Below are 23,093 nucleotides of genomic sequence, written 5' to 3'. Positions count from 1 at the left end.
ATGCCGAGCCAAGATCTCACCGCCATCGATATAGCCGTGCTCGCCGTCGGCATGGACGAGCGCAAGCTGGCGCTGCTGCGCATGGCTTTCCGCCTGCATCGCAGCCTGTGCTACCGCCTGCTGGAAACGGGCGCGCCCGACTCGCCGCCGGACCTGGCCATCGTCGACATCGACAGCGCCATCGGCTGGCGAGCCTGGGAGGACTTCCGCCAGCGTCATCCGGACTTGCCGGCGCTGATAGTCGCCTCCAGCGCGCCGACGCAAGCGCCGGCGCCGGTGCTGGGCAAGCCTCTGCGAGTGGAAACCCTGTTTCCGCAACTGCAGGCGCTGCTGGCCAAGCCACCGCGGACAACACCATCCCAGGGCGGCAGCGCGCCCCAAACCACCTCAGTTGCACCGCCCGCGGCAAATAGCGCGCCTCCGATCGCAGCGCCGGCCGCGCTCGCCGAACCCCGCGCGGTTCCGGATATCGCGCCCAGCGCCGCTCCCGCCGCGCCGCGCTCGGTCACCGTGCGGCGCTTCGACCCGCGCCGCGGCCTGCTCGGCGCCGCCGCGCGGCTGGCGCGTCAGCCGCGGCCAGCGCTGTTGCTGGCCGACGGCCAACCCTTGCTGTGGCTGCGACCGGACTGCGCGCAAGCGCAATGGCTGCAACCGGCGGAGCAGCTGCGCGAACTGTGCCGCCAGGACGCGCCGGCGCTGCGCGCGCAGGCCGCCGGTGCCACACCCGGCGTCCTCACCCAGCCGCTGCCGGCGCTGCTGTGGCAGTTGGCGATCTGGAGCAGCCAGGGCCGCTTGCCGGCCGGCATCGGCGCCGACACGCCGCTGCGGCTGCGGCAATGGCCCAATCTGACCCGGCTGCAGGCCTTGCCGGACGCGACGCGCTTGAGCGCGCTGCTGACCAAGACCCCGGCCACGCTGCGCATCATGGTGCGGCTGCTGCGCGTCGAACCCGAGCACGCTTGCGACTTCCTCGCCGCCACCCACGCCATTGGTCTGCTGGATTGGCGCAGCGACGCGCCGGCCCTGAAAGTGATCTCCAGCGCGCCGGTGCGCCCCGGCGCGCCGCAAACCGAGGCCGCCGCGCCCGAACGCGCCGGCCTACTGTCCCGGCTCCTGCAAAAAGTGACCAGCTTGTGAGCCTTACCTGATTCCCATCATGCGCAGCCAAGACAATAAAATCCTGTTCGCCGGCCCGGTCGGCGCCGGTAAGACCACCGCCATCGCCGCCATCAGCGATATCGCGCCCATCCGCACCGACGCCAAGGCCAGCGATATGACCTTGCATCGCAAAGCGCATACCACGGTGGCGCTGGACTACGGCATGCTGCGGCTGGACGCCGACACCAAGGTGCATCTGTATGGCACGCCCGGCCAGGAACGCTTCGACTTCATGTGGGAAATCGTCAGCCGCGGCGGCATCGGCCTGATCCTGCTGCTGGATCACAGCCGCGCCAACCCGATGCAAGATCTCGCCTTTTTCCTGCGCGCCTTCGAACCGCTGCTGCGGCGCGCGCCGCTGGCGCTGGGCGTCAGCAAGACCGACCTCAAGCCGCTGCCGTCCACCGCGGTCTACGCCGAGGCGCTGGCCGCCCACGGCCTGAACGCGCCGGTATTCGAAGTGGACTGCCGCCGCCGCGAAGACATCAAGCAGCTGTTGCTGGCCCTGCTGTTCTCTATCGACCCCGGCCTGGGAGAAGCGCAATGAACGATGAGCTGCGCCTGAGCGGCCCGCTCTACCCGATGGCGACGCCCGCCGGCGCCTTCTACGCCGTCGCCGGCGCCGAAGCCGACCTGACCCGCCGCCTGCTGCTCAACATCCTGCGCCTGGGCCACACCGTGCCGCTGAGCGAGGCGCTGCTCAGCGAATGGTGCGACGACGAGCTGGAACAGGCGCTGGCCACCCTTTACCGCCTGCAGCGGCTGGAATTCGTGCACGGCACCGCCGCGCCGCGGCCGGCGGCGGCCGGCAATCTGGAAAGCCAGCTGCCGGAATTGCTGGCGGCGCTGTCCGGCAGCGGCCAGGCCCTGCTGGCCGACGACAACGGCCTCTATTACGCCACCGCCGGCTTCCGCCACGAAACCGCGGAGGAGATCGCCGCGCTGGCCGGCGACCTGATGTCGCTCAGCCGCCGCCATCACCTGCTGCTGAAAAACCACTTGAACCTGGGCAGCGCCGCCTGGGCGGCGGTGGACCCCGCCGGCCGCAGCCAGCTGGCCTTCTACCCGCTGCACGTGGCGCAGCAGGCTTTCGCGCTGATCATAGGCGGCGCGCCGCAGTTGCAAAGCGAGGCCTTCGTCGGCCTGGTGGAGTTGCTGGTGCGCCGCTACGCCTGAATCCCGGCCGCGCGGCGGCCGGCGCATTGAACAAAACCGGAGAACAACCATGCGTGAACAAATGCTCAAGTCCATCCTGAGCGATCTCAACGGCGCGTCCGCCGACATCGAGGCCTCCGCCATCATTTCCGCCGACGGCCTGACCATGGCGGCGCTGCTGCCGCAGGAGGTCGACGAAGACCGCGTCGGCGCGATGGCGGCGGCGATGCTGTCGCTGGGCGAGCGCACCGCGCGCGAACTGGCGCGCGGCGGCCTGGAACAAGTGATGGTCAAGGGCGAACACGGCTACATCCTGATGAGCCATGCCAGCCCTGACGCGGTGCTGACCGTGATCGCGCGGCGCGAGGCCAAGCTGGGGCTGATTTTTCTGGACGCCAAGCGCGCGGCGCGCAGCATTGCCGAAATCCTCTAGCAAGCCAATCTATACTTGGCGGCGCCTGGCCGGCACAATACGGTTTTGCTTTCGTGCCAGACAAGCTCCATGTGGAAAACCATACTCGCCATCTCGATGGGCGCCGCGCTGGGCGCGCTGCTGCGCTGGGCCTTGGGCGTCAAACTGAACAGCCTGTGGCCCAGCCTGCCGCCCGGCACGCTGGCGGCCAATCTGATCGGCGGCTACATCATCGGCCTGGCGGTGGCCTTCTTCGCCAGCGCCCCCGGCGTGTCGCCGCTATGGCGGCTGCTGGTGATCACCGGCTTTTGCGGCGGCCTGACCACCTTCTCCACCTTCTCCGCCGAAGTCGTCACCTTGTTGCAGCAACAGCGGCTGCTGCCGGCGCTGACCGCCATCGCCGTCCATGTCTGCGGCTCCTTGCTAGCCACGCTGGCTGGCATCGCCAGCTGGCAGTGGCTGCGCGCGCTCAAGAGCTGAGCGCGGCCTCGACACCGACGTCAAGCGGCCAAGGCGGAATGACTTCTAATGCGTCGTTCCGCCGGTCTCGGCAATGTCCGTCGTCGCCGTCAGCGCCGTCTCCAACGCCAGCGTCAAGCCGGCGCTGATGGTGTCCAGGCTCATGCTGGGCGCGCCCGGATGCGCGGCCGCCTGTTCCGGCAGATACGGGATGTGGATGAAGCCGCCGCGCGCCGGGCCGCCCGCCAGCGCGTGCATCAGCCCGTAGAACACATGGTTGCAGACAAAGGTGCCGGCGCTCTGCGACACCGCGGCCGGAATGCCGGCGCGGCGCAAGGCCGCCGTCTGCGCCTTGATCGGCAGCGTGGAGAAATAGGCGGCCGGCCCGCCGGCGACGATGGGCCGGTCTATCGGCTGGCGGCCGGCATTGTCCGGTATCCGCGCGTCGTCGATATTGATCGCTACCCGCTCCAGCGACAGTTCGGCCCTGCCGCCGGCCTGGCCCACCGCCACCGCCAGCGTCGGCCGCAAGGCGTCCAGCTCCCGCCGCAGCGCCGCCAACGCCGCGCCGAACTCGCAGGGCAGTTGCCGTGCATGCACCCGCGCGCCGGCCAGTTCCACGCCGTCCAGCCGCCGCGCGGCCTCCCAGGATGGATTCAGGCTCTCGCCGCCAAACGGTTCGAACCCTGTCAACAACACGATCTTGTTCATTCTCCTGCTCCCTGATCCAGCGCCAGCATGGCGAAAGTCGCCAGCCAGTGTTCGCCGGTGTAATGGCCGCTGGCCACATGCGGCAGGCTGGCGGCGATCTGCGCTTCCGCCGCGGCGCCCAGCGCCGGCCGCCAAGCGTCGTCCGGCGGCAAAGCCGCCGCCAACTGCCGCAAACACCAGCCGCGGCTGAGATTCAAACCATCCAGATGGCCCAGCTTGGGGTCGGCGCGGTCGCTCACCCGCGCCGGCGCCAGCAAGTGGACACGCCGCGGCAAATCCGGCAGAAAAGCGCGCAACCAGTCCCGGAACGCCATGGCCGGCAATAACCGGCTCAGCAGCAGCGCCTGACACAGGGCCGGCGACAGGAAATCGTCGCCGCCCGGCTCCCATTGCGATGGATAGTCGGCATCGGCCAGAAAATAACGCTCCGCCGCCGCGCTCAATCCATGCGCCAAATCCCTGTCTCCCACCGCGCGCGCATGATCCAGGCTCAGCAATAACGCGAAGGCGGTATTGCCATGGCCGCCCGCGCGCACCGGATAATCCTGCAACGCCAAAAACGCCAGCCAGCGCTCGCGGATCAAACCGGTCAGCGGCCGCATCGCCTCTTGCCAGCCGCTAGCCTGCGGCAACGGCCAGCGTCCAAGCTCCGCGGCCAGCGCCAGCAGCCAGGCCCAGCCATAGGGCCGCTCATAGCTGCCGCGGCCGGGCGCGGAAAAGTACTCGGCCTCGCGCAGGAAAGCCCGCGGCGTGAAATGCTCGGCAAACAACCGAACGATGGCCGGCTGCTGCGGCAGCGCCGGAAAGCGCCGCGCCAGGCGTGCCAGCAGCCAGAAGCCATGCACGGCGGAATGCCAGTCATAGCAGCCGTAAAACACCGGATGCAGCTCGCGAGGCGCGGCCAGGTCCTGCGGGCCATTCAACAAATGGGCCAGCAGATTCGGATACTCGCGGCGCAGCCCGGCCAGCGGCAACTCCGCCAGCGCCGACGCCTGCTCGAGACTCAAGACCATGGCCGCCTCCTCAACGGAACACGATGAAGTACATCAGCAGAATATTCGCCGCCAGCAGCAGCAGCGCGGTCGGCAACTGAGTCTTGATCACCAGGTATTTGTCTTTCAATTCCAGCAAGGCCGCCGGCACGATATTGAAATTGGCCGCCATCGGCGTCATCAGCGTGCCGCAGTAGCCGGAATACATGCCGATAGCCACCAGCGGCGCGGCGGCGGCATGCTGGCCGACGATCAGGAAAGGCAGCGCGATGCCGGCGGTCATCACCGGAAAAGCGGCAAAGGCGTTGCCCATCACCATGGTGAACAGCGCCATGCCGACGCAGTAGATCACCACCAGCAGCAAGCGATTGCCCGGATCGACGAACAGGCTCACCACCTGCTGCACCGCCAAGCCGGTCTTGGCGGCGACGAAGACGCCGCCCAGCATCGCCAGCATCTGCGGCAGGATGGCGGCCCAGCCTATGGTGTCCACCAAGCGCCGGGATTCGCGCACCGCCTGCAGCGGCGTGCCGCCGGTCAGCCCCCAGCCCAGCAGGCATGCCGCCAGGCAGGCCGTCGCCAGCGAGGCCAGGGTCAGGTGCTTCTGGTCCAGCAGATAGCTGTCGCCCAGACGCACGCCTTTCAGCAAGAGCGTGCAGGCCACGGTGAGCAAGGGAATCAGCAAGGCCGGCAGGAAGATGCGGTTGCCCAGCCGCCGCGCCGACTCCAGCCTTTGCTGCGCGCTGCTGGGGCGGTAGCTGCCCAGCGCCAGCCGGCCGGTTCCCGCCAGCAGCGCGATGACAATCACCGCCACGCCGACCAGACGATAGGCCTGAGGCTTGCCCAGCCAGGACAGCAGCAGGTCGCCAAACAAGAAGCTGGCGCCGAACAAGAACCAGAACAAGGCAGTGGTATAGCGCTTGGGGTTGCCGCGATCGCGCAGCGTCATGCCCACCAGCAGCATCACCACGATGCCGATCAGATGATAAACATCGTGGATATCGAACCAGGCTTTCATGCCGACGCCTCCCTCCGAGCGCGCCAGGCGGCGACTTCGCGCTGCAAGCTGGCGTCAAGCCGCGCCAGCCGCGACATGTGGATGAGCAAGGCGCACAGCGCGGTGGGAATCGCCCATAGCCCGATATGCAGCGGTTCCACATCGGTAATGCCGTTTTCCTTGAGAAAGGCGTCCATCAAGAGCACCGCGCCGAAGGCGATGAAGATGTCCTCCCCAAAGAAGACCGCGACATTGTCGCAGGCGGCGGCATGGGCGCGGATGCGGTCGCGCAGCGCCTCGGGCAACTCGCCCAGCCGATTGGCCGCCGCCCCTTCCGCCATCGGCGCCAGCAAGGGGCGCACCGTTTGCGCATGACCGCCCAGATTGATCAGGCCAAGCGCCGCCGTCGTCTCCCTCACCACGAAATACAGCATCAGGACGCGGGCGGTGGTGGCGCTGCGTATGCCGGCGATCCACAGCTGCGCGCGCTCTTTCAAGCCATAGCGCTCCAGCAGGCCGATCACCGGCAAAATCAGAATGAACGTAGCCAACTGCCGGCTATTGAGGAATTTCTCGCCGAAGGTTTCCAGCAAGACGCCGATGTCCATGCCCACCGCCAGGCCCGTGGCCAGGCCGGCGGCGGTGACCACCAGCAGCGGATTGAAGCGCAGCGCGAACCCCGCCACCACCACGGGGATGCCCACCAAGGGTAAACATGATGCCAGCTCCATACGTTTTCTCCTGTGCAGAATGGGAGGCCGTCTTGAGGCGGCTCTTTTCCCGATAGACAGCGTTGCCGATACCCCTTGCAGGGCGCCGCGGCAAATGCTGCCGGCGGAGCCAAAACATTAAACCAATGCCGCGACAAGCGGCGGAACATGAGTAGGCCTCTTAAAGAACCTGCTCTAAAGTCTGCTGCGCTTCGTGAGATGTGACACGGTGAGTACAGCTTCGAAATGCTCATGCAGCGAATGTACATTCCGCTTTTCGCTGGTTTTCGTCTTGTCTCGCCTTAGCTCTCGAGATCGTAAACAGGTTCACAGAGCCGCGACCGTCACACCCTCCCGCTCCAGTCCTTCCCTCAGCCCTCTGGCGAAGGCCAGCGCCTGTGCGCCATCGCCATGCAGACAAACACTGTCCGCGCGTATCGGCAGATACTCCCCGCTCACCGCGCGCACCTGGCCGCGCAGCACCATGCCCAGCGTCTGCTCCAGCGCCGCCGCCGCGTCCCTTATCACCGCGCCAGCCTCGCCGCGCGGCGCCAGGCTGCCGTCGGCCAGGTAACCGCGATCGGCGAACACTTCCTCCACCACGCGCAGCCCATGACGCCGCGCCGCGACGATGGAGGCGCCGCCGGCCAGGCCGAACAGCCGCAAGCCGGGATCGAAATCCTTCACCGCGCGGGCGATGGCCTCGGCCAGCGCCGGATCCCGCGCCGCCTGGTTGTACAAGGCGCCGTGCGGCTTGACATGGCGCAGGGCCACGCCGGCCGCGCGCGCCAGGCCGGCCAGCGCGCCCAATTGATACAGCATGTCCTGGTACACCCGCTCCGGCGCGCGCGCCAGCGGCCGGCGGCCGAAGTTTTCCCGGTCGGGAAAACCGGGGTGCGCGCCCGCCGCCACTCCGCGCCGCGCCGCCGCCTGCAGCGCCAACCACATTGTCTCGGCATCACCGGCATGCCAGCCGCAGGCGATGTTCACCGAACTGACATAGTCCATGATCGCGGCGTCGTCGCCGCAGCCTTCGCCGATATCGGCGTTCAGATCGATCTGCATGCCTGGCTCCAATCCTGTGCCTGCAATAATTGGCGCTGACGCAAACGCGCCGCCGTCGCCTGCTGCGCATCCACCATCACAAAGTGTAGCCTGACGCCTGGACGCGCCTGCGCCAACTTCCACAGATCCGCTTCGATCACGCAGGCGATGCGTGGATAGCCGCCAGTGGTCTGCGCGTCGGCCAGCAATACGATGGGCTGGCCGCCAGGCGGCACTTGCACCACGCCGGGCAGCACCGCGTGCGACAAGGACTCGCCGCCGGAGGCGCACGCCAACTCCTCGCCCAGCAAGCGGTAGCCCATGCGATTGCTTTGCGGCGACACCGTCCATTGCTGGCGGCAAAACGCCTGCCGTGTCGCCGGAGTGAACGCATGCCAATCCGGGCCCGGCAGGCAGCGCAACTCCGGCGACCAGCCCAGGCCACGGCGGCCCAGCCGACCGGACAGCGGCGCGGCCGCCCCCAGGGGCAAGCGGTCGCCGCCTCGCAACGCCCGCCCCTGCCAGCCGCCCAGCCCGGTTTGCAGATCCGTGGCGCGCGCGCCCAGCGCCAGCGGGACGGCGATGCCGCCAGCCAGCGCCAGGTAGGCGCGCATGCCGTGACGGCCGCCGCTCAACGTCAGCTGCTGCCCGGCGCGCGCCGGATAACGCCAGCCACTCCACACCGGCTCGCCATCCAATTCCGCGCCGAAATCCGCGCCGGCCAACGCGAACCAGGCATCACGGAGAAAACGCAGGCGGAACGGCCCCGCAACCACCTCGATGCCGGCGGCGTCCGCCGCATTGTCCAGCAGGCGGTTGGCCATGATCAGCGCCGGCGCGTCCAGCGCGCCGCACTGAGCCACGCCCAGATGGCGCAGACCGCGGCGCCCCAGGTCCTGCACCGTGCTTTGAACGCCGGCCTGAATGACTTCAATCATCCTCGCCCTCCTGCGCCGCGAAGCTCACACTGTCGCCGGGCAGCAGCAACGATGGCGGATCGCGGCCAGGATCGAACAGCTTGAGCGCGGTGCGGCCTATGATCTGCCAGCCTCCGGGGCTCGCCGCCGGATAAATGCCGGTCTGGCTGCCGCCTATACCCACCGAGCCGGCCGGCACCGCCAAGCGCGGCTCGGCGCGCCGCGGCGTGGCCAGGCATGCCGGCAAGCCGCCCATATAGGCGAAACCGGGCTGGAAGCCCAGGAAATACACCTGGTATTCGGCCCCCGCATGAGCGGCGACGACTTCCCGCTCGCTCAAGCCGGTATTCGCGGCCACCGCCGCGAGATCCGGCCCATGCCGGCCGCCGTAGCGCACCGGCACCGTCACCTGGCGCGGCTGCGGCGTCGCCCGCCGCGCGCGCGCCCATTCGCGGCGCAGCCGCTCAAGCCAACCAGCGCCGACGTCGGCGCCTGCATCGGGATCGAAAACCACGGTCAGATTATTCATGCCCGGCACCACCTCGATCAGGCCGGCCTCTTCCGCCAGCGTCTGCGCCAGCCACCAGATGCGGCGTTGGCAATCCAGGCTCGCCGGCGGCGGGCTTTCCAGCACCGCGGCGCGTTCGCCCAGCAGGTAGTAACGCATTGCCAAATCATTCGGCATTGGCATTGCCTTTCCGGCGCTAAAACAATGGGATTATTTTCGCTTATCCACCATGTCCAAGGCAAACGCCAAAGCGGCGGGAAAAACGCGAGGCCCGCCGCGGCGGCGAACGCTCACGCCAACGGCAAGTCCATGAAAATTAGGCTATTCATCTATTATCAAGCCAAGCCATCTCCAATAAACAATCGATATAGTTATCAAAAACATTGAACAATTTCCAATGGGATGATAAAAACGCCATACAGCTGAGCGCCTGCCGGCAGCGCCCATCGGCCGCCGGCGCGGGTCCATCGCAGGATTCGCGCGCCGGCCGCAGCGGAGGAACTGCCAACACCCCGCTTGGGCTTGTAGCCGCGTCTTACTCTATTCACCAGCCGGAACCGCCATGAGGCCGAATACCGCTAATCGACAGCTGCTCTTTGTCGTACTGCCTTTCCTGCTGATTGTCATCATGCAGGTGGCGCTGAGCGCGTTCAGCCTGTATGTGGTTTCCACCGCCCGCGCCTATGTGGCGGGTGAAGGCTTGTGGTCGAAAGCGCAGAAGGATTCGATCTACTATCTGACCCGCTACGCCCAGACCGGCGCCGACCATGACTTCCAACGCTACCAGCAGGCGATCGCCATCCAGTTGGGCGATCATCAGGCACGGCTGGCGCTGGACCGCTCGCCCCCCAATCTCGACGCCGCGCGCCAAGGCTTCCTCAACGGCGGCAACCATCCCGACGACATTGAAAACATCATCCGCGCCTATCTGTGGTTCCGCCATGTCAGCTATCTGGCGGAGGCCATCCACTATTGGCGAATAGGCGACTACTATCTGCAGGAGATCCAGACCCTGGGCGAGCAACTGCGCCAGGGTCATGCCGATGGTTCGCTGAGCGCGGCGGACAAGAGCGCCCTCACCTTGCAGATCGCCCAGATCAACGAGGCGGTCAAGGCGCCGGCCCAGGCCTTCTCCCGGGTGCTGGGCGACGCCTCGCGCGAAGTGAGCCAGGCGGTGTGGAGCGTCAATCTGCTGGTGGGCCTGTTGCTGGTGCTGCTGACCATCCGCCAGATCCGACGGCTGATCCAGGCCTCGGACAATTACAAGGCCGCGCTGCAGGCCGAGCAGCAACGCGCCGAAATCACGCTGCAATCGATAGGCGACGCGGTGATCACCCTGAATATGCGCGGCGTGGTGGTCTATCTGAACCACAGCGCCAAGCACATGCTGGGCCATTTGGAGGTGGAAGGCCTGGGCCGGCACTTCGATGAAGTGTTCAATCTGGTCACGCAGGGTCCGGAACCGGAAAGCCTGCTAAGTTTCGCCGAACTCAGCGGCCTGAGCGAGCCCAGCCGCACTTACCCCAAGCTGCACATGCTGCGCCACAACGCGATCCCGCTGCTGCTCAGCCTGGTGGCGGCGCCGATACGCGACAGCCAGGGCGAGCAATACGGCATCGCGCTGGTGCTGCACGACAACACCTCGGAACAGCAATACATCAACGAGCTGTCTTGGCAGGCCAGCCACGACGCATTGACCGGCCTGGTCAACCGCCGCGAATTCGAAGCCCGCGCCAACAAGGCGATCAAGCAGTTGGACCAGGCCGAGGCCTCGCTGGCGCTGATGTTCATCGATCTGGACCAATTCAAGCTGATCAACGACACCTATGGCCACGCCGCCGGCGACGAGCTGCTGTGCCAGATCAGCCGCGCGGTGTCGCGCCGGCTGCGCGCCTCGGACACCCTGGCGCGGCTGGGCGGCGACGAATTCGGCGTGCTGCTCGGCAATAGCTCGGTGGAGGCCGCCATCGCCAAGGCCAACAGCCTGCGCCAGGCCATCGTCGAGTGCCGCTTCCAGTGGGAAGGCAACCATTTCTCGATCAGCGCCAGCATCGGCCTGGTTTGCGTGTCCGACGCCGACACCTCGCTGGCCGAGGTGATGCGCTCCGCCGACATCGCCTGCTATATGGCCAAGGAAAAGGGGCGCAACCGCATCCAGCTGCACATCCCGCACAATTCCGAGGTCTCGGCGCGCTTCCACGAACTGGACTGGGTGCAGCGGCTGCGCCAGGCGCTGCGCGACAACCGCTTCACCCTGTACGCGCAGGACATCATCCCCTTGTCCGCCACCGCGGACAACGGCCGCTATATCGAAGTGCTGCTGCGGCTGAACGGCGACGATGGCAGCCAGATACCGCCTGGGCTGTTCGTGCCCATCGCGGAACGCTATGGCCTGATGACAGAGATCGACCGCGTCGTGGTGGAAAAAGTGTTCCAGGAACTGGCGCAGCTGCGCCGCGCCGGCAATCTGGACATCCAGCACTGCGCGATCAATCTGTCCGGCTCAACCTTGTGCGACGACGGCTTCCTTGCCTTCGTGCAGCAGCAATTCCTCCGCAGCGGCGTGCCGCCGGAAATCATTTGCTTCGAAATCACCGAGACCAATGCCATCGCCAATCTGGAGGCCGCCCAGCGGCTGATCCACGAGCTGCGCCAGATCGGCTGCCTGTTCTCGCTGGACGATTTCGGCACCGGCATGTCCTCCTTCGCCTACCTGAAGCACCTGCCGGTGGATTTTCTGAAGATAGACGGCAGCTTCGTTCGCGAAATGGCTTCCGACCCGATAGACCACGCCATGGTGGAAATGATCAATCACATCGGCCATGTGACCGGCAAGCGCACCATCGCCGAATTCGTCGACAAGCCCGACATCGTGGTCGAGCTGCGCAAGCTGGGCGTCGACTACGCCCAGGGCTTCCACCTGAGCCAACCGGAACCATTCGGCTTCCGCCACGCCGCCAGCCCCGGCCGCGTGCGGCAGCAATAGCTTACCGGCCAGGGCAAGGGCCGGATCACGGCGGCCGGCCTGGCCGCGGCGTCTGACCGGGCGAGTCCGGCCACTGCTTCAAGGAAAGGGGAAATAATGAACAAAGAAACCGGTTTTACCAGGAACGGCCCGCTGATGGACATCCGCAGCTATCCGGAATGGACACGGGAGCTGGTCGCCCATTGCGACGAGCACAAGCGCCGCGTGGTGGAACATGAACTATTCCTGAAAATGCGCGACGGCATGCTGCCCACCTCCATCCACCAGGCCTTTCTGCGCGGCGGCTGGCCGGTGATAGAACAGTTCCCGCAATACATGGCCAGGAATTTGCTGAAGGTGCGCTACGGCAAGCACCGCGGCCACGATATGGCGCGGCGCTATCTGATCCGCAATATCCGGGTGGAGCAGAACCACGCCGACCACTGGGTGCACTGGGCCGCCGCCTGCGGCGTGGACAGCCATAGCCTGCTGCACGACGGCCAGGCGCTGGAAACGCTGACGCTCAGCCACTGGTGCCATCAGGTCTGCGACCGCGAATCGCTGGAGGTGGCGATGGCGGCCACCAATTACGCGATAGAAGGCGCCACCGGCGAATGGTGCTCCGCCGTCTGCGCCAAGGAGGATTACGCGCGGCAATTCCCCAAGGAGAAGCGCGCCAAGGCGATGAAGTGGCTGGCGCTGCACGCCCATTACGATGACGAGCATCCATGGGAGGCGCTGGACATCATCGTTACCTTGGTGGGCGTGGACCCCACCGCGCATCAGGTGGCCGAGTTGCGCCACGCCATCTGCCAGAGCCATCGCTATATGCGCCTGCTACTGGACCACTATATGACGCAGTACGTGCCCGACAGCAATAACGAGCACGCCGCAGGCATGGTGCTCGCCTGAACACGCCGCCAACGCAAACCGCCCCGCGGCCTTAGCCGCGGGGCGGTTTGTTCATCAAACGATGCGGGTCGAGGCAGCGCTTAGCCGCGCAGGCGGCGCAACACCTCATCCTTGCCGATCACGGCCAGCACCGCGTCCACCGACGGCGTCTGGGTGGTGCCGCACACCAACACGCGCAGCGGCATGCCCAACTGGCCCATCTTGATGCCCTCTTCCGCGCAGAAGGGCTTGAACAGTTCGTGGATGGCTTCCGCCGACCACGCGTCAAGCGCCGCCAATTTGTCGGCGAAACGACCCATGCGCGCGACGGCGTCGCCGGACAAATGCTTGTCCACATCGGCGGCGAGCGGCTCGCGCTTGCGGTAGAAATAGTCCACTTCCAGCGCCAGCGCGTTCAGGTCCTGCACCCTTTCCTTGACCAGGGCGATCACGTCTTCGATGGCGGGCCCGCCGGCCAGCTCCACGCCGGCGGCGGCCAGGCGTGGCGCGATCAGTCCGGCCAGGCGGCCGTTGTCGGCGCTCTTGATGTGCTGGGCGTTCAACCACATGAATTTTTCATGGTTGAAACGGCTGGCGGACGCGCTCACCGCTTCCAGGCTGAACCACTCGACGAACTGCTCCATGCTGAAGAATTCATCGTCGCCGTGGCCCCAGCCCAGACGCGCCAGGTAGTTGAGCAGCGCCTCCGGCAGGATGCCCTTGTCGGCATAGTCCACCACGCTGACCGCGTCGCGGCGCTTGGACATCTTCTGGCCGTCCTCGTTGAGGATCATCGGCAGATGGCCATACACCGGCAGCGGCGCGTTCAGCGCCTTCAGGATATTGATCTGGCGCGGGGTGTTGTTGACGTGGTCGTCACCGCGGATCACATGGGTGATCTGCATGTCCCAGTCGTCCACCACCACGCAGAAGTTATAGGTCGGGCTGCCGTCCGGGCGGGCGATGATCAAGTCGTCCAGTTCCTGGTTGGCGATCTCGATGCGGCCCTTGACCGCGTCGTCCCAGGCCACCACGCCGTCCAGCGGGGTCTTGAAGCGCACCACCGGGGTCACGTCGGCGGGGATAGCCGGCAGGGTCTTGCCGGCTTCCGGGCGCCAGCGGCGATCGTAGCGCGGCTTCTCGCCGCGCGCTTCCTGCTCCGCGCGCATCGTTTCCAGCTCGTCCTTGCTGCAATAGCACAGATAGGCATGGCCGGAATCCAGCAGTTGCTGGATCACGTCCTTGTAACGGTCGAAACGGTGAGTCTGGTAGAACGGACCTTCGTCATAGTCCAGGCCCACCCAATGCATGCCGTCCAGAATCGCTTTCACCGATTCCGGCGTCGAACGCTCCAGGTCGGTGTCCTCGATGCGGAGCACGAACACGCCGTTGTTCTTGCGGGCATAGGCCCAGGAAAACAGCGCGGTGCGCACGCCGCCGATATGCAGATAACCGGTGGGGCTGGGAGCGAAACGGGTACGGATCATGGTGACTCTGGCTCGAAAACGTAAAACGGCTATTGTACGCCGGCTGGCGAAGCGGCAGCAAACCCTAAGCCGGCCAGCGCCGGTGCAGGCTGGCCGCCACCAAGGCGTCGCTCTCGTCCGGCCGCCGCCCCTCCAGCAGACCCAAGGCCAGCTCCAGACTGCGCGCCGCCATCTCGCGGCTGTCCTGCACGATGGCGTCGACGCGCACCGGCAGGCAGTCCAGCAGGGAATGATCGTCGAAAGTCAGCAGCCGCAGCGGCGCATTGCCCAGCCCGCAGTGCTGGTTGATGAAGGCCAGCGCGCCCTCCAACAGCGACACCGAGGCGGTGAACAAGGCCTGCGGCAGCCGCTGGCGCTGCTGCTGCCATTGCTGCATCAGTTCGAAGCCGGAGCGGCGCAGGTAGTCGCGGTGGCAAACCCAGTCGCTCCCCTCGGCCACGCCGCGGCTCGCCAGCGCGCGACGATAGCCCAGCAGGCGGTCGCGGCTGGGCGACAACTCCGGCTGACCGCCGAAAAACACCACTTCGGACACCCCCTGCTCCAGCGCGTCGCCCACCAGCCGCTCCACGCTGGCGCAGCCGTCGGTGACCACCGAAGGAATGCCGCTGCCGTCCACGCGACGGTCGACGAACACCAGCGGCAGCCGCCGCACCCATTTCTGGTAGGACTTGGCCTCGTGCGAGCACGGCACCACGATCATCGCGTCCACCTGCCGCGCCACCAGGTGGGCCATCACCTCGGCCTCGCGCCGCGGATCTTCGTCGCTGGTCACCAGCAGCATCTGGTAATCGCGCTGGCGGCACAATTCTTCCATCGCCTGGGCCAGCGCCGCATGCGCGGAGTTGGTCAGGTCCGGAATCACCAGCCCCACCGAGTTGCTGCGCCGCGAGCGCAGCGAGCGCGCCGACTGCGACGGATTGAAATGCTGCTCGCGCGCTACCTTCTCCACCCGCTCCACCGTGGCCTGGGAGATGCGGTAGCGCTCGGCATGGCCGTTGAGCACCATGCTGGCGGTGGTGCGCGACACGCCGGCCAGTTCGGCGATGTCGTCTATGGTCAAACGCTTGTAGCCGCTCATCGACAGCCTATTCCTCATGCGGCGGCGCGATGCCGGCCGCTCGAAACTCGATTGCAAAACAGCCCCGGCCTGCGCAAGCGCGGGACGGGGCCGCCGATTGCTGGCCACCTTACCTCAAGCGGGCCGCCGTCGCCAGCGCGATGGCGGCCGCTCGGGCTTACTGCTTGACCAGGTTCAGCGGCACCGGAATGAACTTCTCCACTTGCTGGCCATCGATCAGCTTCTTCGCGGTCTGCACACCGTATTGGCCAATCAGCTCCGGCTGCTGCTGCACGGTGGCGGCCAGGCCTCCGGCCTTGACCGAGGCCACCGCGTCGGCGGTGGCGTCGAAGCCCACCACCGCCACATTCTTCAGGCCGGCGGCCTGGATCGCCTTCAAGGCGCCCAGCGCCATCTCGTCGTTGTGAGCGAACACGCCCTGCACGTCCTTATTGCCCTGCAGGATGTTCTCCATCACCGACAACCCCTTGGCGCGGTCGAAATCGGCCGGCTGCTTGGCCACCACCTTGACCTCGGCCTTGCCGTCGGTCACCGCGTGGAAGCCCTGGCCGCGCTCGCGGGCGGCGGAAGAACCGGGAATGCCCTCCAGCTCAACCAGGCGGCCCTTGCCGCCCAGCTTGGCCAGCAGGAACTCGGCCGCCATCTTGCCGCCGGCAACATTATCCGAGGCAATATGGGCGCTGACCTCGGCGCCGTTGACGCTGCGGTCCAGCGATACCACCTTGATGCCCTTGCTCAGCGCTTCCTTCACCACATTGGCGACGGCGGAGGAGTCGGTGGGATTGATCAGGATCACGCTCACCTTTTTCTGGATCAGATCCTCCACGCTGGCCTGCTGCTTGGCGGAATCATCCTGCGCGTCCACGGTGATCAGGCGCACGCCCTCCTTGGCCGCCTCGTCCTCGGCGCCCTTGCGCAGCGACACGAAGAATGGGTTGTTCAGCGTGGACACCGCCAGGCCCACCACCGGCTGGCCGGAAGCCGCTGCCGGCGCGCTGGCGCCCGCGGCGGCATCGGCCGGGCCTTGCTTGGTGCAGGCGATCAGACTGGCCGCAATGACACTGAAAACCAAAGGCTTGATTAAGCGTTGCATATCGGAACTCCCCTTGTGTAATGGTCGCTTGGCGAGCCCGCCGGCTGCGGGCCCGCCCTCACTTCTTGCCGCTGCGGTCCAGCAGCACCGCCAACAAAATCACCACGCCCTTGATCACCTGCTGGTAGAACGAGGACACGCCCAGCAGATTGAGGCCGTTGTTCAACACGCCGATCAGCAAGGCGCCGATCAGGGTGCCGAAGATCCAGCCGCGGCCGCCGGTCAGACTGGTGCCGCCCAGCACCACCGCGGCGATGGCATCCAGCTCGTAACCGGCGCCGGCGGTGGGCTGCGCCGAATTTAGGCGCGAGGTCAGCACCACGCCGGCCATCGCCGACAGCGCGCCGGACAGGGTGTAGACCCAGATCTTGACCCGGTCCACCTTGACGCCGGACAGACGCGCGGACTCCTCGTTGCCGCCGGTGGCGTAGACATGGCGGCCGAAAATGGTTTTCTTCAGCACGAACCAGAGGCCGGCGAACAGCAGCAGCATCCACACCACCGGCACCGGCACCACGCCGGCCACATAGCCGCCGCCCAGCATGGAGAACATATCGCTGCCGAAGCCGGTGATCGGGCTGCCGTTGGACGCCACCAGCGACAAGCCGCGCAGAATGGTCATCGACGCCAGCGTGGCGATGAAGGGCGCCACCTTGCCCTTGCTGATCACCAGGCCGTTGCAGCAGCCCATCAGCGCGCCGGACAGGATGCCCAGCAGCGTGGCCAGCAGCGGATCGACGCCGGCCTGCAGCAGCATTGCGGTCAACACCGACGACAGCGCCAGGATGGAGCCCACCGACAGATCGATGCCGCCCAGCAGGATGACCAGGGTCATGCCGAAGGCGATCAAGGCGTTGATCGACACCTGGCGCATCACATTGAGCAGATTGCCCATGGTCAGAAAATCGGCGCTCAGCGCCGACAGGCCGGCGCAAATCGCCAGCAGGGCGATGAAGGGCCCGAGTTTTTGCAGCGTTGCTTTGTGTTGCGGGGTCATCTTGCTTACCGTTTCCCTTGCTTGCGCCCTAGAGGCTTTGAATATTCAATGCGCGGCCGCGCCGGCCGCCGCGGCCATGATGTCTTCCTGGCTGACCGCTCCGGCATCGAACAAGCCGGCCTGGCGGCCTTCGTGTATCACCAGGATGCGGTCGCTCATCGCCATCACTTCCGGCAGCTCGGACGACACCATGACGATGGCCACGCCGGCCGCGGCCAGCTGATTGATGATGTGGTAGATCTCCGCCTTGCCGCCGACGTCGACACCGCGCGTCGGCTCGTCCAGCAACAGCACCTTCGGCGGCTCCGCCAGCCATTTGGCGAACACCACCTTTTGCTGATTGCCGCCGGACAAGGATTTGACGTCCAGTTCCGCGTCACGGGTGCGGATGCGCAGCTGTTCGATCAGCCGCCCGGCTTCTTCGCGCTCGGAGCGGCCGTTGATCACCCCCAGCCGCGCATGGCGGCGCAGATGCACCAGGCTGGCGTTTTCGCGCAGCGACATGCCCAGCACCAGGCCCTGGCTCTTGCGGTCTTCGGTCACGTAGGCGATGCCGGCGGCGATGGCGTCGCCGGGCTGACGGATGTTCAATTCCACGCCATCCAGCCTCACGCTGCCGCGCCGACGCGGCTTGACTCCGAACAACACATTGAGGATTTCGCTGCGACCGGCGCCCATCAAGCCGGCCACGCCCAGCACTTCGCCGGCGCGCGCGTCGAACGCGATCCCTTCGATACGGCCATCGTCGGCCAGCGCCTCCACCTGCAGCCGCACCGCACCCGGCGCGACATCGCGCTTGGGAAAGCGGTCGCCGATCTCTCGCCCCACCATCAACCGCACCACTTCGTCGAAATCGGTGGCGGCGATCTGGCGCTCGCCGACAAAGCAGCCGTCACGCAAGATGCTGATCTTGTCGCAGACGCGGAAGATCTCCTCCATCCGGTGCGACACATAGACAATCGCCACCCCACGCCGTTTGAGCTGTTCCATGAAGGCGAACAAGGCTTCGATCTCGCGCTCGGTCAGCGCCGCGGTCGGCTCGTCCATGATCAGCAGCTTGGCGTTCAAGGACAGGGCCTTGGCGATCTCCACCATCTGCTGCCGGCCTATGGACAGCTGACCGGCCTCCTGCTCGGGATCGATCTGGCCAGCACCCAGCTGCTGCAGGATCTGGCTGGCTTCGCGCCGCATGCTGGCGCGATTGATCACGCCGCAGCGGCTGTGTTCGCGCTCGCGGCCAAGAAACAGGTTCTCCATCACCGACAACTGCGGAATCAGGTTCAGTTCCTGGTGGATGATGGCGATGCCATGGGCCTCGGCGTCGCGGGTGGAGCGTATCGTCACCACCTGGTCGTTGATGCGGATCTCGCCGGCATCGGCCTGGTAGACGCCGGACAGAATTTTCATCAAGGTGGATTTGCCGGCGCCGTTCTCGCCCATCAGCGCGTGCACTTCGCCGCCCCGCACCGAGAAATCCACCGCCTCCAACACCTTAACCGGGCCAAAGGCCTTGCAGATGCCACGCATGCTTACCTTCATCGCCCGCCCCTTCAGAAGATCACGCCGGAGTACAGAATCACATTGGCGTATGGCGTGCATTCGCCGGTACGGATCACCGCCTTGGCCTCGCGGCAACGCCGCTTGAATTCCTCGTGCGGCGCGTATTCCACCACCACGCCGTGCGCCGCCATATCATTGGCCAGCACTTCCACCGCCGGACTGTGCTGCTGACACTCGACGGCGAACAGCGCGCGCTCGGCCTTGAAGTCCGCCAGGATGGAGTCCAGCACCGCAGGAAATTCCGGCACGCCCAGGCGCAGGCTCAAGTCTATGCACTCGACCCCGGGCGGGATCGGCAAGCCGCAATCGGCGATCACCAGGCTGTCGGTATGCCCCATGCCGGCCAATACCCGCGCGATATCGCGGTTCAAATGCCCCAGCCGTTTCATGCCTGCTCCTTCATCATGTCTTGCAAGGCCGCCAGCGTCGGCATGCCACTCTGCGCGCCGGAGCGCGTCACCGACAGCGCCGCGGCGGCGCAGGCCAGCGCCATCGCCGCCTCGATGCCTTGCAGCCAGAACGCCGCCAACGCGCCATTGAACGTGTCGCCGGCGCCGGTGCTGTCCACCACGGACACCGTGAAGCCGGGCTGGTGGTGCAGGCCGCCGTCGGCGCGGCAGAAATAGGCGCCGTCCTTGCCGCGCGTCATCGCCACCCGCCCCGGCAGCCGACGCAGCAGCGCTTGCCAATCGCCGCTGTCGGCATCCAGCGTCAAGGCCAACTCATGTTCGTTCGGCGTCAGCAAGGCCGTCCGCGCCAGCAATTCCGGCGGCAGGCTGCGGGCCGGCGCCGGGTTGAGCAGGAAAGGCTTGCCGTGGCGCTCGGCCAGCTCGGCCGCGCGCTCCACCGTGGCCAGCGGCACTTCCATTTGCGCCAGCACCACGTCGGCGTCGCGGAAAGCCTGTTCATCCTGGTCCAGGTGCTGCGGCAGCAACTGATGGTTGGCGCCGGGCACCACCACGATGGCGTTGTCGCCCTCGGCCAGGGTAATCGTCGCCAAACCGGTGGCCACATCCGCCTCGCGCAAGCGGCTGATGTCCACGCCCTCGGCCCGCAACGCGTCCTTGAGCTGGGAGCCGAACATATCGCGGCCCACGCAGCCCAACAAACTCACCTGCGCGCCCAGGCGCGCGGCGGCCACCGCCTGGTTGGCGCCCTTGCCGCCCGGATAGGACGCAAAGCGCTCGCCAAACAAGGTTTCACCCAGCCGTGGATAGCGCTCCGCTTCCACCACCAGATCCATATTGATACTGCCCACCACCAGGACCCGGGTCATAGTTTCCTCGTCGTCATTCAGCGGCGTCGGCATGCGAATGCGCCGACGCCAGTTGCTAAAACGTAATCAGCCCACGCTTTATAACAGAGCGACGAGCAGGCCGGAAGCGCCAAGCCGCGGCTGTCCGACAAATGCAACAGTTGCCTCCAGCCGGACAATCGCCGCTTGACGCCGCGCCGGCTTCAATGTAGCGCCGTCACTACACGCCAAACTCCAGACGTAAAAAAAGCTCCCCTAGGGGAGCTTTTTCGAACCCGGCCAATGATGGCGGTCGGGGCATCACGGCGGATTTAAATCAATCTTCCAGCACCGCCGAGGTGTACACATCCTGCACATCGTCCAGGTCTTCCAGCGCGTCCAGCAGCTTCTGCATGCGCGCGGCGTCGTCGCCGGCCAGTTCGGTTTCATTCTGCGGCTTCATCGTCACCTCGCCCATCTCGGCCTTGAAGCCCTTGGCTTCCAGCGCCTCCTTGACGTCGGTGAATTCGTAGGGGCCGGTGATCACTTCCATCGAGCCATCGTCGTTGACGACCACGTCCTCGGCGCCGCTTTCCAGCGCGGCCTCCATCAAGGCGTCCTCATCCACGCCCGGCGCGAACACCAGGTAGCCGCAATGGCTGAACTGGAAGGCCACGCAGCCGTCGGTGCCCATATTGCCGCCGTACTTGGAGAAGGCGTGACGCACATCGGCCACGGTGCGGGTCTTGTTGTCGGTCAGGCAGTCCACCATCACCGCCGCGCCGCCGATGCCATAGCCTTCGTAGCGGCACTCCACGTAATCGACGCCGTCGAGCTGGCCGGTGCCGCGCTTGATCGCGTTCTCGATATTGTCCTTGGGCATGGACTCGGCCTTGGCCTTGTCCACCGCCAGGCGCAGGCGCGGGTTCATATTCGGATCGCCGCCGCCCATCTTGGCCGCAACGGTGATTTCCTTGATCAAGCGGGTGAAGATCTTGCCACGTTTGGCATCCTGACGACCCTTGCGGTGCTGGATGTTAGCCCATTTACTGTGACCTGCCATAGTTGCCTCTGTCTGTTGTCCGGTCCACGACGGACCTTTCAGTCAAAATTGGCGCTTATTTTAGCAGAACTTGAATCTGGACAGGAGGGGCGGCCGCTCACTTGGCCTTGAGCATCGCCAGCATCATCTCGAAGCCGGCGCGGTACATCTGCTCCAGCACCGGCACCATCATCGGCAAGGTCAGATAGATGCTGATGAAGCCTATCATCAGCGTCAGCGGAAAGCCGAAAGTAAAGATGTTGAACTGCGGCGCGGCGCGCGTCATCACCCCGATGGCCAGGTTGGTAATCAGCAGCGCCGCGATCACCGGCAGCGACAACCAGATGCCCCACTCGATCAGATGACTGCCCCACAGCACCAGCGCCTTGATGCCCTGGGCCGGCATGTTCATGCCTATCGGCAACACCCGATAGCTTTCCACCAGCGTGGACAGCACCACTTGGTGGCCGTCGAAGGACAGGAACAGCAGAAAGGTGAACAGGGTCAGCAGCTGCGACACCACCGGCACCTGGGCCGAGTGCATCGGATCGAAGAACATCGCGAAACCCAGACCGGTTTGCGAGCCCATGATGAAGCCCGCCACCTCCACCGAGGAAATCACAATGCGCATGACAAAGCCCATCGCCAAGCCGATCAACAACTGCTGCAACAGGATGGCGATGCCCTCGGCCGACACCAGCGGCACCGCTGGCAAGGGCGGCAGCAAGGGCGCCAGCATCACGGTGAGAATCAACGCGAAACCGGCCTTGAAACGGCGCGGCACGCCGCGATAGGCGAACACCGGCTCCGCCAGCAGCAGGCCGATGATGCGCGCGAACGGCCAGACGAACATGGCCACCAGCGCATTGATCTGCGCATCGGAAATGCTCAGCATCAGCCGATCACGTGCGGAATGCTCTGGAACAGCCGCGTGGTGTACTCGATCAGCGTGTTCAGCATCCACGGCCCGGCCAGCACCAGCACCAGGAACATCGCCAGCAATTTGGGAATGAAGGTCAGCGTCATTTCGTTGATCTGCGTCGCCGCCTGCAGCACGCTGACCAGCAGGCCCACCAGCAGCGACACCAGCAACACCGGCGCCGCGACGATGATCAGGATGTACAGCGCGTTCTGCACGATATTGATGATCAGCTCCGGACTCATTTCCCCTCCCGATCGCCCACAGCCGCCGGCTCTTGCCAACCGCCTTTGCTCAACAAGTCATTATCCAGCGTCACCCCTTGGCGGAGCACGCGATTGGGCCGCAATAGCCGATAGCCGGCCCGTTCGAACACCGGGCGGGACGCAGCGCTAGCCCACGCATGCAGCGCGACCACCCCGGCCGCGGCCGCCTGAGCCTCCAGTTCCGCCAGCATCCGGCTGGCGCCGCCGCGGCGCTGCGCCCAGGGCGCGACAAACAGCATGTCGAATTCGCCGTCATGGCACAGCCAGGCGAAGCCCGCCAAGCGGCCGTCGTCCGCCAGCCAGCGGCAGCCCCAGGAGCGCGCCAGACGCGCTTCCCAGCCTTGCGCCAACTCCGCCGTCCACGGCCCTCGCGGCGCCCAGGCCTCGCATTGCCGCTCGCTATACAAGGCGCCGGCCAATGCCCAAACGCTGTCGAGAAACACCGCGTGGCAGTCGGGCAAATCGGCGGCGCGCAATGGCTGCAATAACATACACCCG

General features: G+C 66.0%; 25 protein-coding genes. 7 read left to right on the top strand and 18 right to left on the bottom strand.

The features are described from left to right. From VI26_RS13350 to crcB, 5 genes are all read left to right on the top strand, one after another. Positions 1 to 1,137 (top strand): hypothetical protein, encoded by a 1,137-nt coding sequence (locus VI26_RS13350; protein ID WP_048410241.1) that lies wholly within the window; start codon positions 1 to 3, stop codon positions 1,135 to 1,137. A 19-nt stretch (positions 1,138 to 1,156) separates the two neighbouring features. Then, on the top strand, positions 1,157 to 1,705 hold the full coding sequence (locus tag VI26_RS13345) for an ATP/GTP-binding protein (protein ID WP_048410240.1): 549 nt from the start codon (positions 1,157 to 1,159) through the stop codon (positions 1,703 to 1,705). Continuing rightward, positions 1,702 to 2,334 (top strand): hypothetical protein, encoded by a 633-nt coding sequence (locus VI26_RS13340; RefSeq protein ID WP_048410239.1) that lies wholly within the window; start codon positions 1,702 to 1,704, stop codon positions 2,332 to 2,334. Before VI26_RS13345 ends, VI26_RS13340 begins: the two co-directional genes overlap by 4 nt. Positions 2,335 to 2,383: 49 nt before the next feature. Further along, entirely contained in the window at positions 2,384 to 2,746 is a 363-nt protein-coding gene (locus VI26_RS13335) for a roadblock/LC7 domain-containing protein (protein ID WP_048410238.1), read from the top strand. A 69-nt stretch (positions 2,747 to 2,815) separates the two neighbouring features. Beyond that, a complete protein-coding gene (gene crcB / locus VI26_RS13330; protein WP_048410237.1) occupies positions 2,816 to 3,205 on the top strand; it encodes a fluoride efflux transporter CrcB in 390 nt (129 codons plus the stop codon). Between the two features lie 45 nt (positions 3,206 to 3,250). Here the strand turns inward: crcB and pcp are convergent, their stop codons facing one another. From pcp to pxpB, 7 genes are all read right to left on the bottom strand, one after another. After that, on the bottom strand, positions 3,251 to 3,895 hold the full coding sequence (gene pcp, locus VI26_RS13325; protein ID WP_048410236.1) for a pyroglutamyl-peptidase I: 645 nt from the start codon (positions 3,893 to 3,895) through the stop codon (positions 3,251 to 3,253). Then, a complete protein-coding gene (locus VI26_RS13320) occupies positions 3,892 to 4,908 on the bottom strand; it encodes a DUF2891 domain-containing protein (protein WP_048410235.1) in 1,017 nt (338 codons plus the stop codon). The genes pcp and VI26_RS13320 overlap by 4 nt, the downstream gene beginning before the upstream one ends. A gap of 10 nt (positions 4,909 to 4,918) precedes the next feature. Further along, on the bottom strand, positions 4,919 to 5,905 hold the full coding sequence (locus VI26_RS13315; protein WP_048410234.1) for a DUF979 domain-containing protein: 987 nt from the start codon (positions 5,903 to 5,905) through the stop codon (positions 4,919 to 4,921). Further along, on the bottom strand, positions 5,902 to 6,615 hold the full coding sequence (locus VI26_RS13310) for a DUF969 domain-containing protein (protein WP_048410233.1): 714 nt from the start codon (positions 6,613 to 6,615) through the stop codon (positions 5,902 to 5,904). The genes VI26_RS13315 and VI26_RS13310 overlap by 4 nt, the downstream gene beginning before the upstream one ends. Before the next feature lie 306 nt (positions 6,616 to 6,921). Continuing rightward, on the bottom strand, positions 6,922 to 7,659 hold the full coding sequence (pxpA, locus tag VI26_RS13305; protein WP_048410232.1) for a 5-oxoprolinase subunit PxpA: 738 nt from the start codon (positions 7,657 to 7,659) through the stop codon (positions 6,922 to 6,924). Next, positions 7,644 to 8,576: a biotin-dependent carboxyltransferase family protein gene (locus VI26_RS13300; RefSeq protein WP_048410231.1), complete on the bottom strand. Its 933-nt coding sequence runs from the start codon at positions 8,574 to 8,576 to the stop codon at positions 7,644 to 7,646. The genes pxpA and VI26_RS13300 overlap by 16 nt, the downstream gene beginning before the upstream one ends. Then, positions 8,569 to 9,222, bottom strand: a complete 654-nt coding sequence (pxpB, locus tag VI26_RS13295) for a 5-oxoprolinase subunit PxpB (RefSeq protein WP_156183874.1) — start codon at positions 9,220 to 9,222, stop codon at positions 8,569 to 8,571. Before pxpB ends, VI26_RS13300 begins: the two co-directional genes overlap by 8 nt. Before the next feature lie 403 nt (positions 9,223 to 9,625). Between pxpB and VI26_RS13290 the strand changes: the two genes are divergently transcribed. Beyond that, the gene (locus VI26_RS13290; protein WP_048410229.1) at positions 9,626 to 12,049 is read left to right on the top strand and encodes a bifunctional diguanylate cyclase/phosphodiesterase; all 2,424 of its coding nucleotides are present in this window, start codon (positions 9,626 to 9,628) and stop codon (positions 12,047 to 12,049) included. 96 nt (positions 12,050 to 12,145) lie between these two features. Next, on the top strand, positions 12,146 to 12,940 hold the full coding sequence (locus VI26_RS13285; protein WP_048410228.1) for a TenA family transcriptional regulator: 795 nt from the start codon (positions 12,146 to 12,148) through the stop codon (positions 12,938 to 12,940). 80 nt (positions 12,941 to 13,020) lie between these two features. Here VI26_RS13285 and gltX read toward each other — a convergent pair whose 3' ends face one another. The 11 genes from gltX to VI26_RS13230 form a co-directional block, all read right to left on the bottom strand. Further along, a complete protein-coding gene (gene gltX / locus VI26_RS13280; protein WP_048410227.1) occupies positions 13,021 to 14,406 on the bottom strand; it encodes a glutamate--tRNA ligase in 1,386 nt (461 codons plus the stop codon). 64 nt (positions 14,407 to 14,470) lie between these two features. Continuing rightward, entirely contained in the window at positions 14,471 to 15,502 is a 1,032-nt protein-coding gene (locus tag VI26_RS13275) for a LacI family DNA-binding transcriptional regulator (RefSeq protein WP_231581022.1), read from the bottom strand. A 139-nt stretch (positions 15,503 to 15,641) separates the two neighbouring features. Then, on the bottom strand, positions 15,642 to 16,577 hold the full coding sequence (gene rbsB / locus VI26_RS13270) for a ribose ABC transporter substrate-binding protein RbsB (protein WP_048410225.1): 936 nt from the start codon (positions 16,575 to 16,577) through the stop codon (positions 15,642 to 15,644). Between the two features lie 58 nt (positions 16,578 to 16,635). Continuing rightward, a complete protein-coding gene (locus VI26_RS13265; RefSeq protein WP_048410224.1) occupies positions 16,636 to 17,574 on the bottom strand; it encodes an ABC transporter permease in 939 nt (312 codons plus the stop codon). A 45-nt stretch (positions 17,575 to 17,619) separates the two neighbouring features. Then, positions 17,620 to 19,113: a sugar ABC transporter ATP-binding protein gene (locus tag VI26_RS13260; RefSeq protein ID WP_048410223.1), complete on the bottom strand. Its 1,494-nt coding sequence runs from the start codon at positions 19,111 to 19,113 to the stop codon at positions 17,620 to 17,622. A gap of 11 nt (positions 19,114 to 19,124) precedes the next feature. Further along, positions 19,125 to 19,523, bottom strand: a complete 399-nt coding sequence (gene rbsD, locus VI26_RS13255) for a D-ribose pyranase (protein ID WP_048410222.1) — start codon at positions 19,521 to 19,523, stop codon at positions 19,125 to 19,127. Then, the gene (locus tag VI26_RS13250; protein ID WP_231581021.1) at positions 19,520 to 20,443 is read right to left on the bottom strand and encodes a ribokinase; all 924 of its coding nucleotides are present in this window, start codon (positions 20,441 to 20,443) and stop codon (positions 19,520 to 19,522) included. Before VI26_RS13250 ends, rbsD begins: the two co-directional genes overlap by 4 nt. A gap of 262 nt (positions 20,444 to 20,705) precedes the next feature. Further along, positions 20,706 to 21,431 carry a YebC/PmpR family DNA-binding transcriptional regulator gene (locus VI26_RS13245; RefSeq protein ID WP_048410221.1) on the bottom strand — a complete coding sequence of 242 codons (726 nt, stop codon included), beginning with the start codon at positions 21,429 to 21,431 and terminating at the stop codon, positions 20,706 to 20,708. 97 nt (positions 21,432 to 21,528) lie between these two features. Next, positions 21,529 to 22,305: a flagellar biosynthetic protein FliR gene (gene fliR, locus VI26_RS13240; RefSeq protein ID WP_048410220.1), complete on the bottom strand. Its 777-nt coding sequence runs from the start codon at positions 22,303 to 22,305 to the stop codon at positions 21,529 to 21,531. Continuing rightward, complete coding sequence (fliQ, locus tag VI26_RS13235; RefSeq protein WP_019099986.1) at positions 22,305 to 22,574, bottom strand: flagellar biosynthesis protein FliQ; 270 nt, start codon at positions 22,572 to 22,574, stop codon at positions 22,305 to 22,307. Before fliQ ends, fliR begins: the two co-directional genes overlap by 1 nt. Beyond that, positions 22,571 to 23,086 (bottom strand): GNAT family N-acetyltransferase, encoded by a 516-nt coding sequence (locus tag VI26_RS13230; RefSeq protein ID WP_048410219.1) that lies wholly within the window; start codon positions 23,084 to 23,086, stop codon positions 22,571 to 22,573. The genes fliQ and VI26_RS13230 overlap by 4 nt, the downstream gene beginning before the upstream one ends. Between the last annotated feature and the right edge of the window lie 7 nt (positions 23,087 to 23,093).

It is taken from the genome of Chromobacterium sp. LK1 (assembly GCF_001043555.1).
Lineage (GTDB): Bacteria > Pseudomonadota > Gammaproteobacteria > Burkholderiales > Chromobacteriaceae > Chromobacterium > Chromobacterium aquaticum.
This window is presented reverse-complemented; position numbering and strand designations above follow the sequence as displayed.

Bases quoted from the DNA above. Each gene is read 5' to 3' on its own strand.
- VI26_RS13350 (WP_048410241.1), top strand. From the start codon at position 1: ATGCCGAGCCAAGATCTCACCGCCATCGATATAGCCGTGCTCGCCGTC.
- VI26_RS13345 (WP_048410240.1), top strand. From the start codon at position 1,157: ATGCGCAGCCAAGACAATAAAATCCTGTTCGCCGGCCCGGTCGGCGCC.
- VI26_RS13340 (WP_048410239.1), top strand. From the start codon at position 1,702: ATGAACGATGAGCTGCGCCTGAGCGGCCCGCTCTACCCGATGGCGACG.
- VI26_RS13335 (WP_048410238.1), top strand. From the start codon at position 2,384: ATGCGTGAACAAATGCTCAAGTCCATCCTGAGCGATCTCAACGGCGCG.
- crcB (WP_048410237.1), top strand. From the start codon at position 2,816: ATGTGGAAAACCATACTCGCCATCTCGATGGGCGCCGCGCTGGGCGCG.
- pcp (WP_048410236.1), bottom strand. From the start codon at position 3,895: ATGAACAAGATCGTGTTGTTGACAGGGTTCGAACCGTTTGGCGGCGAG.
- VI26_RS13320 (WP_048410235.1), bottom strand. From the start codon at position 4,908: ATGGTCTTGAGTCTCGAGCAGGCGTCGGCGCTGGCGGAGTTGCCGCTG.
- VI26_RS13315 (WP_048410234.1), bottom strand. From the start codon at position 5,905: ATGAAAGCCTGGTTCGATATCCACGATGTTTATCATCTGATCGGCATC.
- VI26_RS13310 (WP_048410233.1), bottom strand. From the start codon at position 6,615: ATGGAGCTGGCATCATGTTTACCCTTGGTGGGCATCCCCGTGGTGGTG.
- pxpA (WP_048410232.1), bottom strand. From the start codon at position 7,659: ATGCAGATCGATCTGAACGCCGATATCGGCGAAGGCTGCGGCGACGAC.
- VI26_RS13300 (WP_048410231.1), bottom strand. From the start codon at position 8,576: ATGATTGAAGTCATTCAGGCCGGCGTTCAAAGCACGGTGCAGGACCTG.
- pxpB (WP_156183874.1), bottom strand. From the start codon at position 9,222: ATGCGTTACTACCTGCTGGGCGAACGCGCCGCGGTGCTGGAAAGCCCG.
- VI26_RS13290 (WP_048410229.1), top strand. From the start codon at position 9,626: ATGAGGCCGAATACCGCTAATCGACAGCTGCTCTTTGTCGTACTGCCT.
- VI26_RS13285 (WP_048410228.1), top strand. From the start codon at position 12,146: ATGAACAAAGAAACCGGTTTTACCAGGAACGGCCCGCTGATGGACATC.
- gltX (WP_048410227.1), bottom strand. From the start codon at position 14,406: ATGATCCGTACCCGTTTCGCTCCCAGCCCCACCGGTTATCTGCATATC.
- VI26_RS13275 (WP_231581022.1), bottom strand. From the start codon at position 15,502: ATGAGGAATAGGCTGTCGATGAGCGGCTACAAGCGTTTGACCATAGAC.
- rbsB (WP_048410225.1), bottom strand. From the start codon at position 16,577: ATGCAACGCTTAATCAAGCCTTTGGTTTTCAGTGTCATTGCGGCCAGT.
- VI26_RS13265 (WP_048410224.1), bottom strand. From the start codon at position 17,574: ATGACCCCGCAACACAAAGCAACGCTGCAAAAACTCGGGCCCTTCATC.
- VI26_RS13260 (WP_048410223.1), bottom strand. From the start codon at position 19,113: ATGAAGGTAAGCATGCGTGGCATCTGCAAGGCCTTTGGCCCGGTTAAG.
- rbsD (WP_048410222.1), bottom strand. From the start codon at position 19,523: ATGAAACGGCTGGGGCATTTGAACCGCGATATCGCGCGGGTATTGGCC.
- VI26_RS13250 (WP_231581021.1), bottom strand. From the start codon at position 20,443: ATGCCGACGCCGCTGAATGACGACGAGGAAACTATGACCCGGGTCCTG.
- VI26_RS13245 (WP_048410221.1), bottom strand. From the start codon at position 21,431: ATGGCAGGTCACAGTAAATGGGCTAACATCCAGCACCGCAAGGGTCGT.
- fliR (WP_048410220.1), bottom strand. From the start codon at position 22,305: ATGCTGAGCATTTCCGATGCGCAGATCAATGCGCTGGTGGCCATGTTC.
- fliQ (WP_019099986.1), bottom strand. From the start codon at position 22,574: ATGAGTCCGGAGCTGATCATCAATATCGTGCAGAACGCGCTGTACATC.
- VI26_RS13230 (WP_048410219.1), bottom strand. From the start codon at position 23,086: ATGTTATTGCAGCCATTGCGCGCCGCCGATTTGCCCGACTGCCACGCG.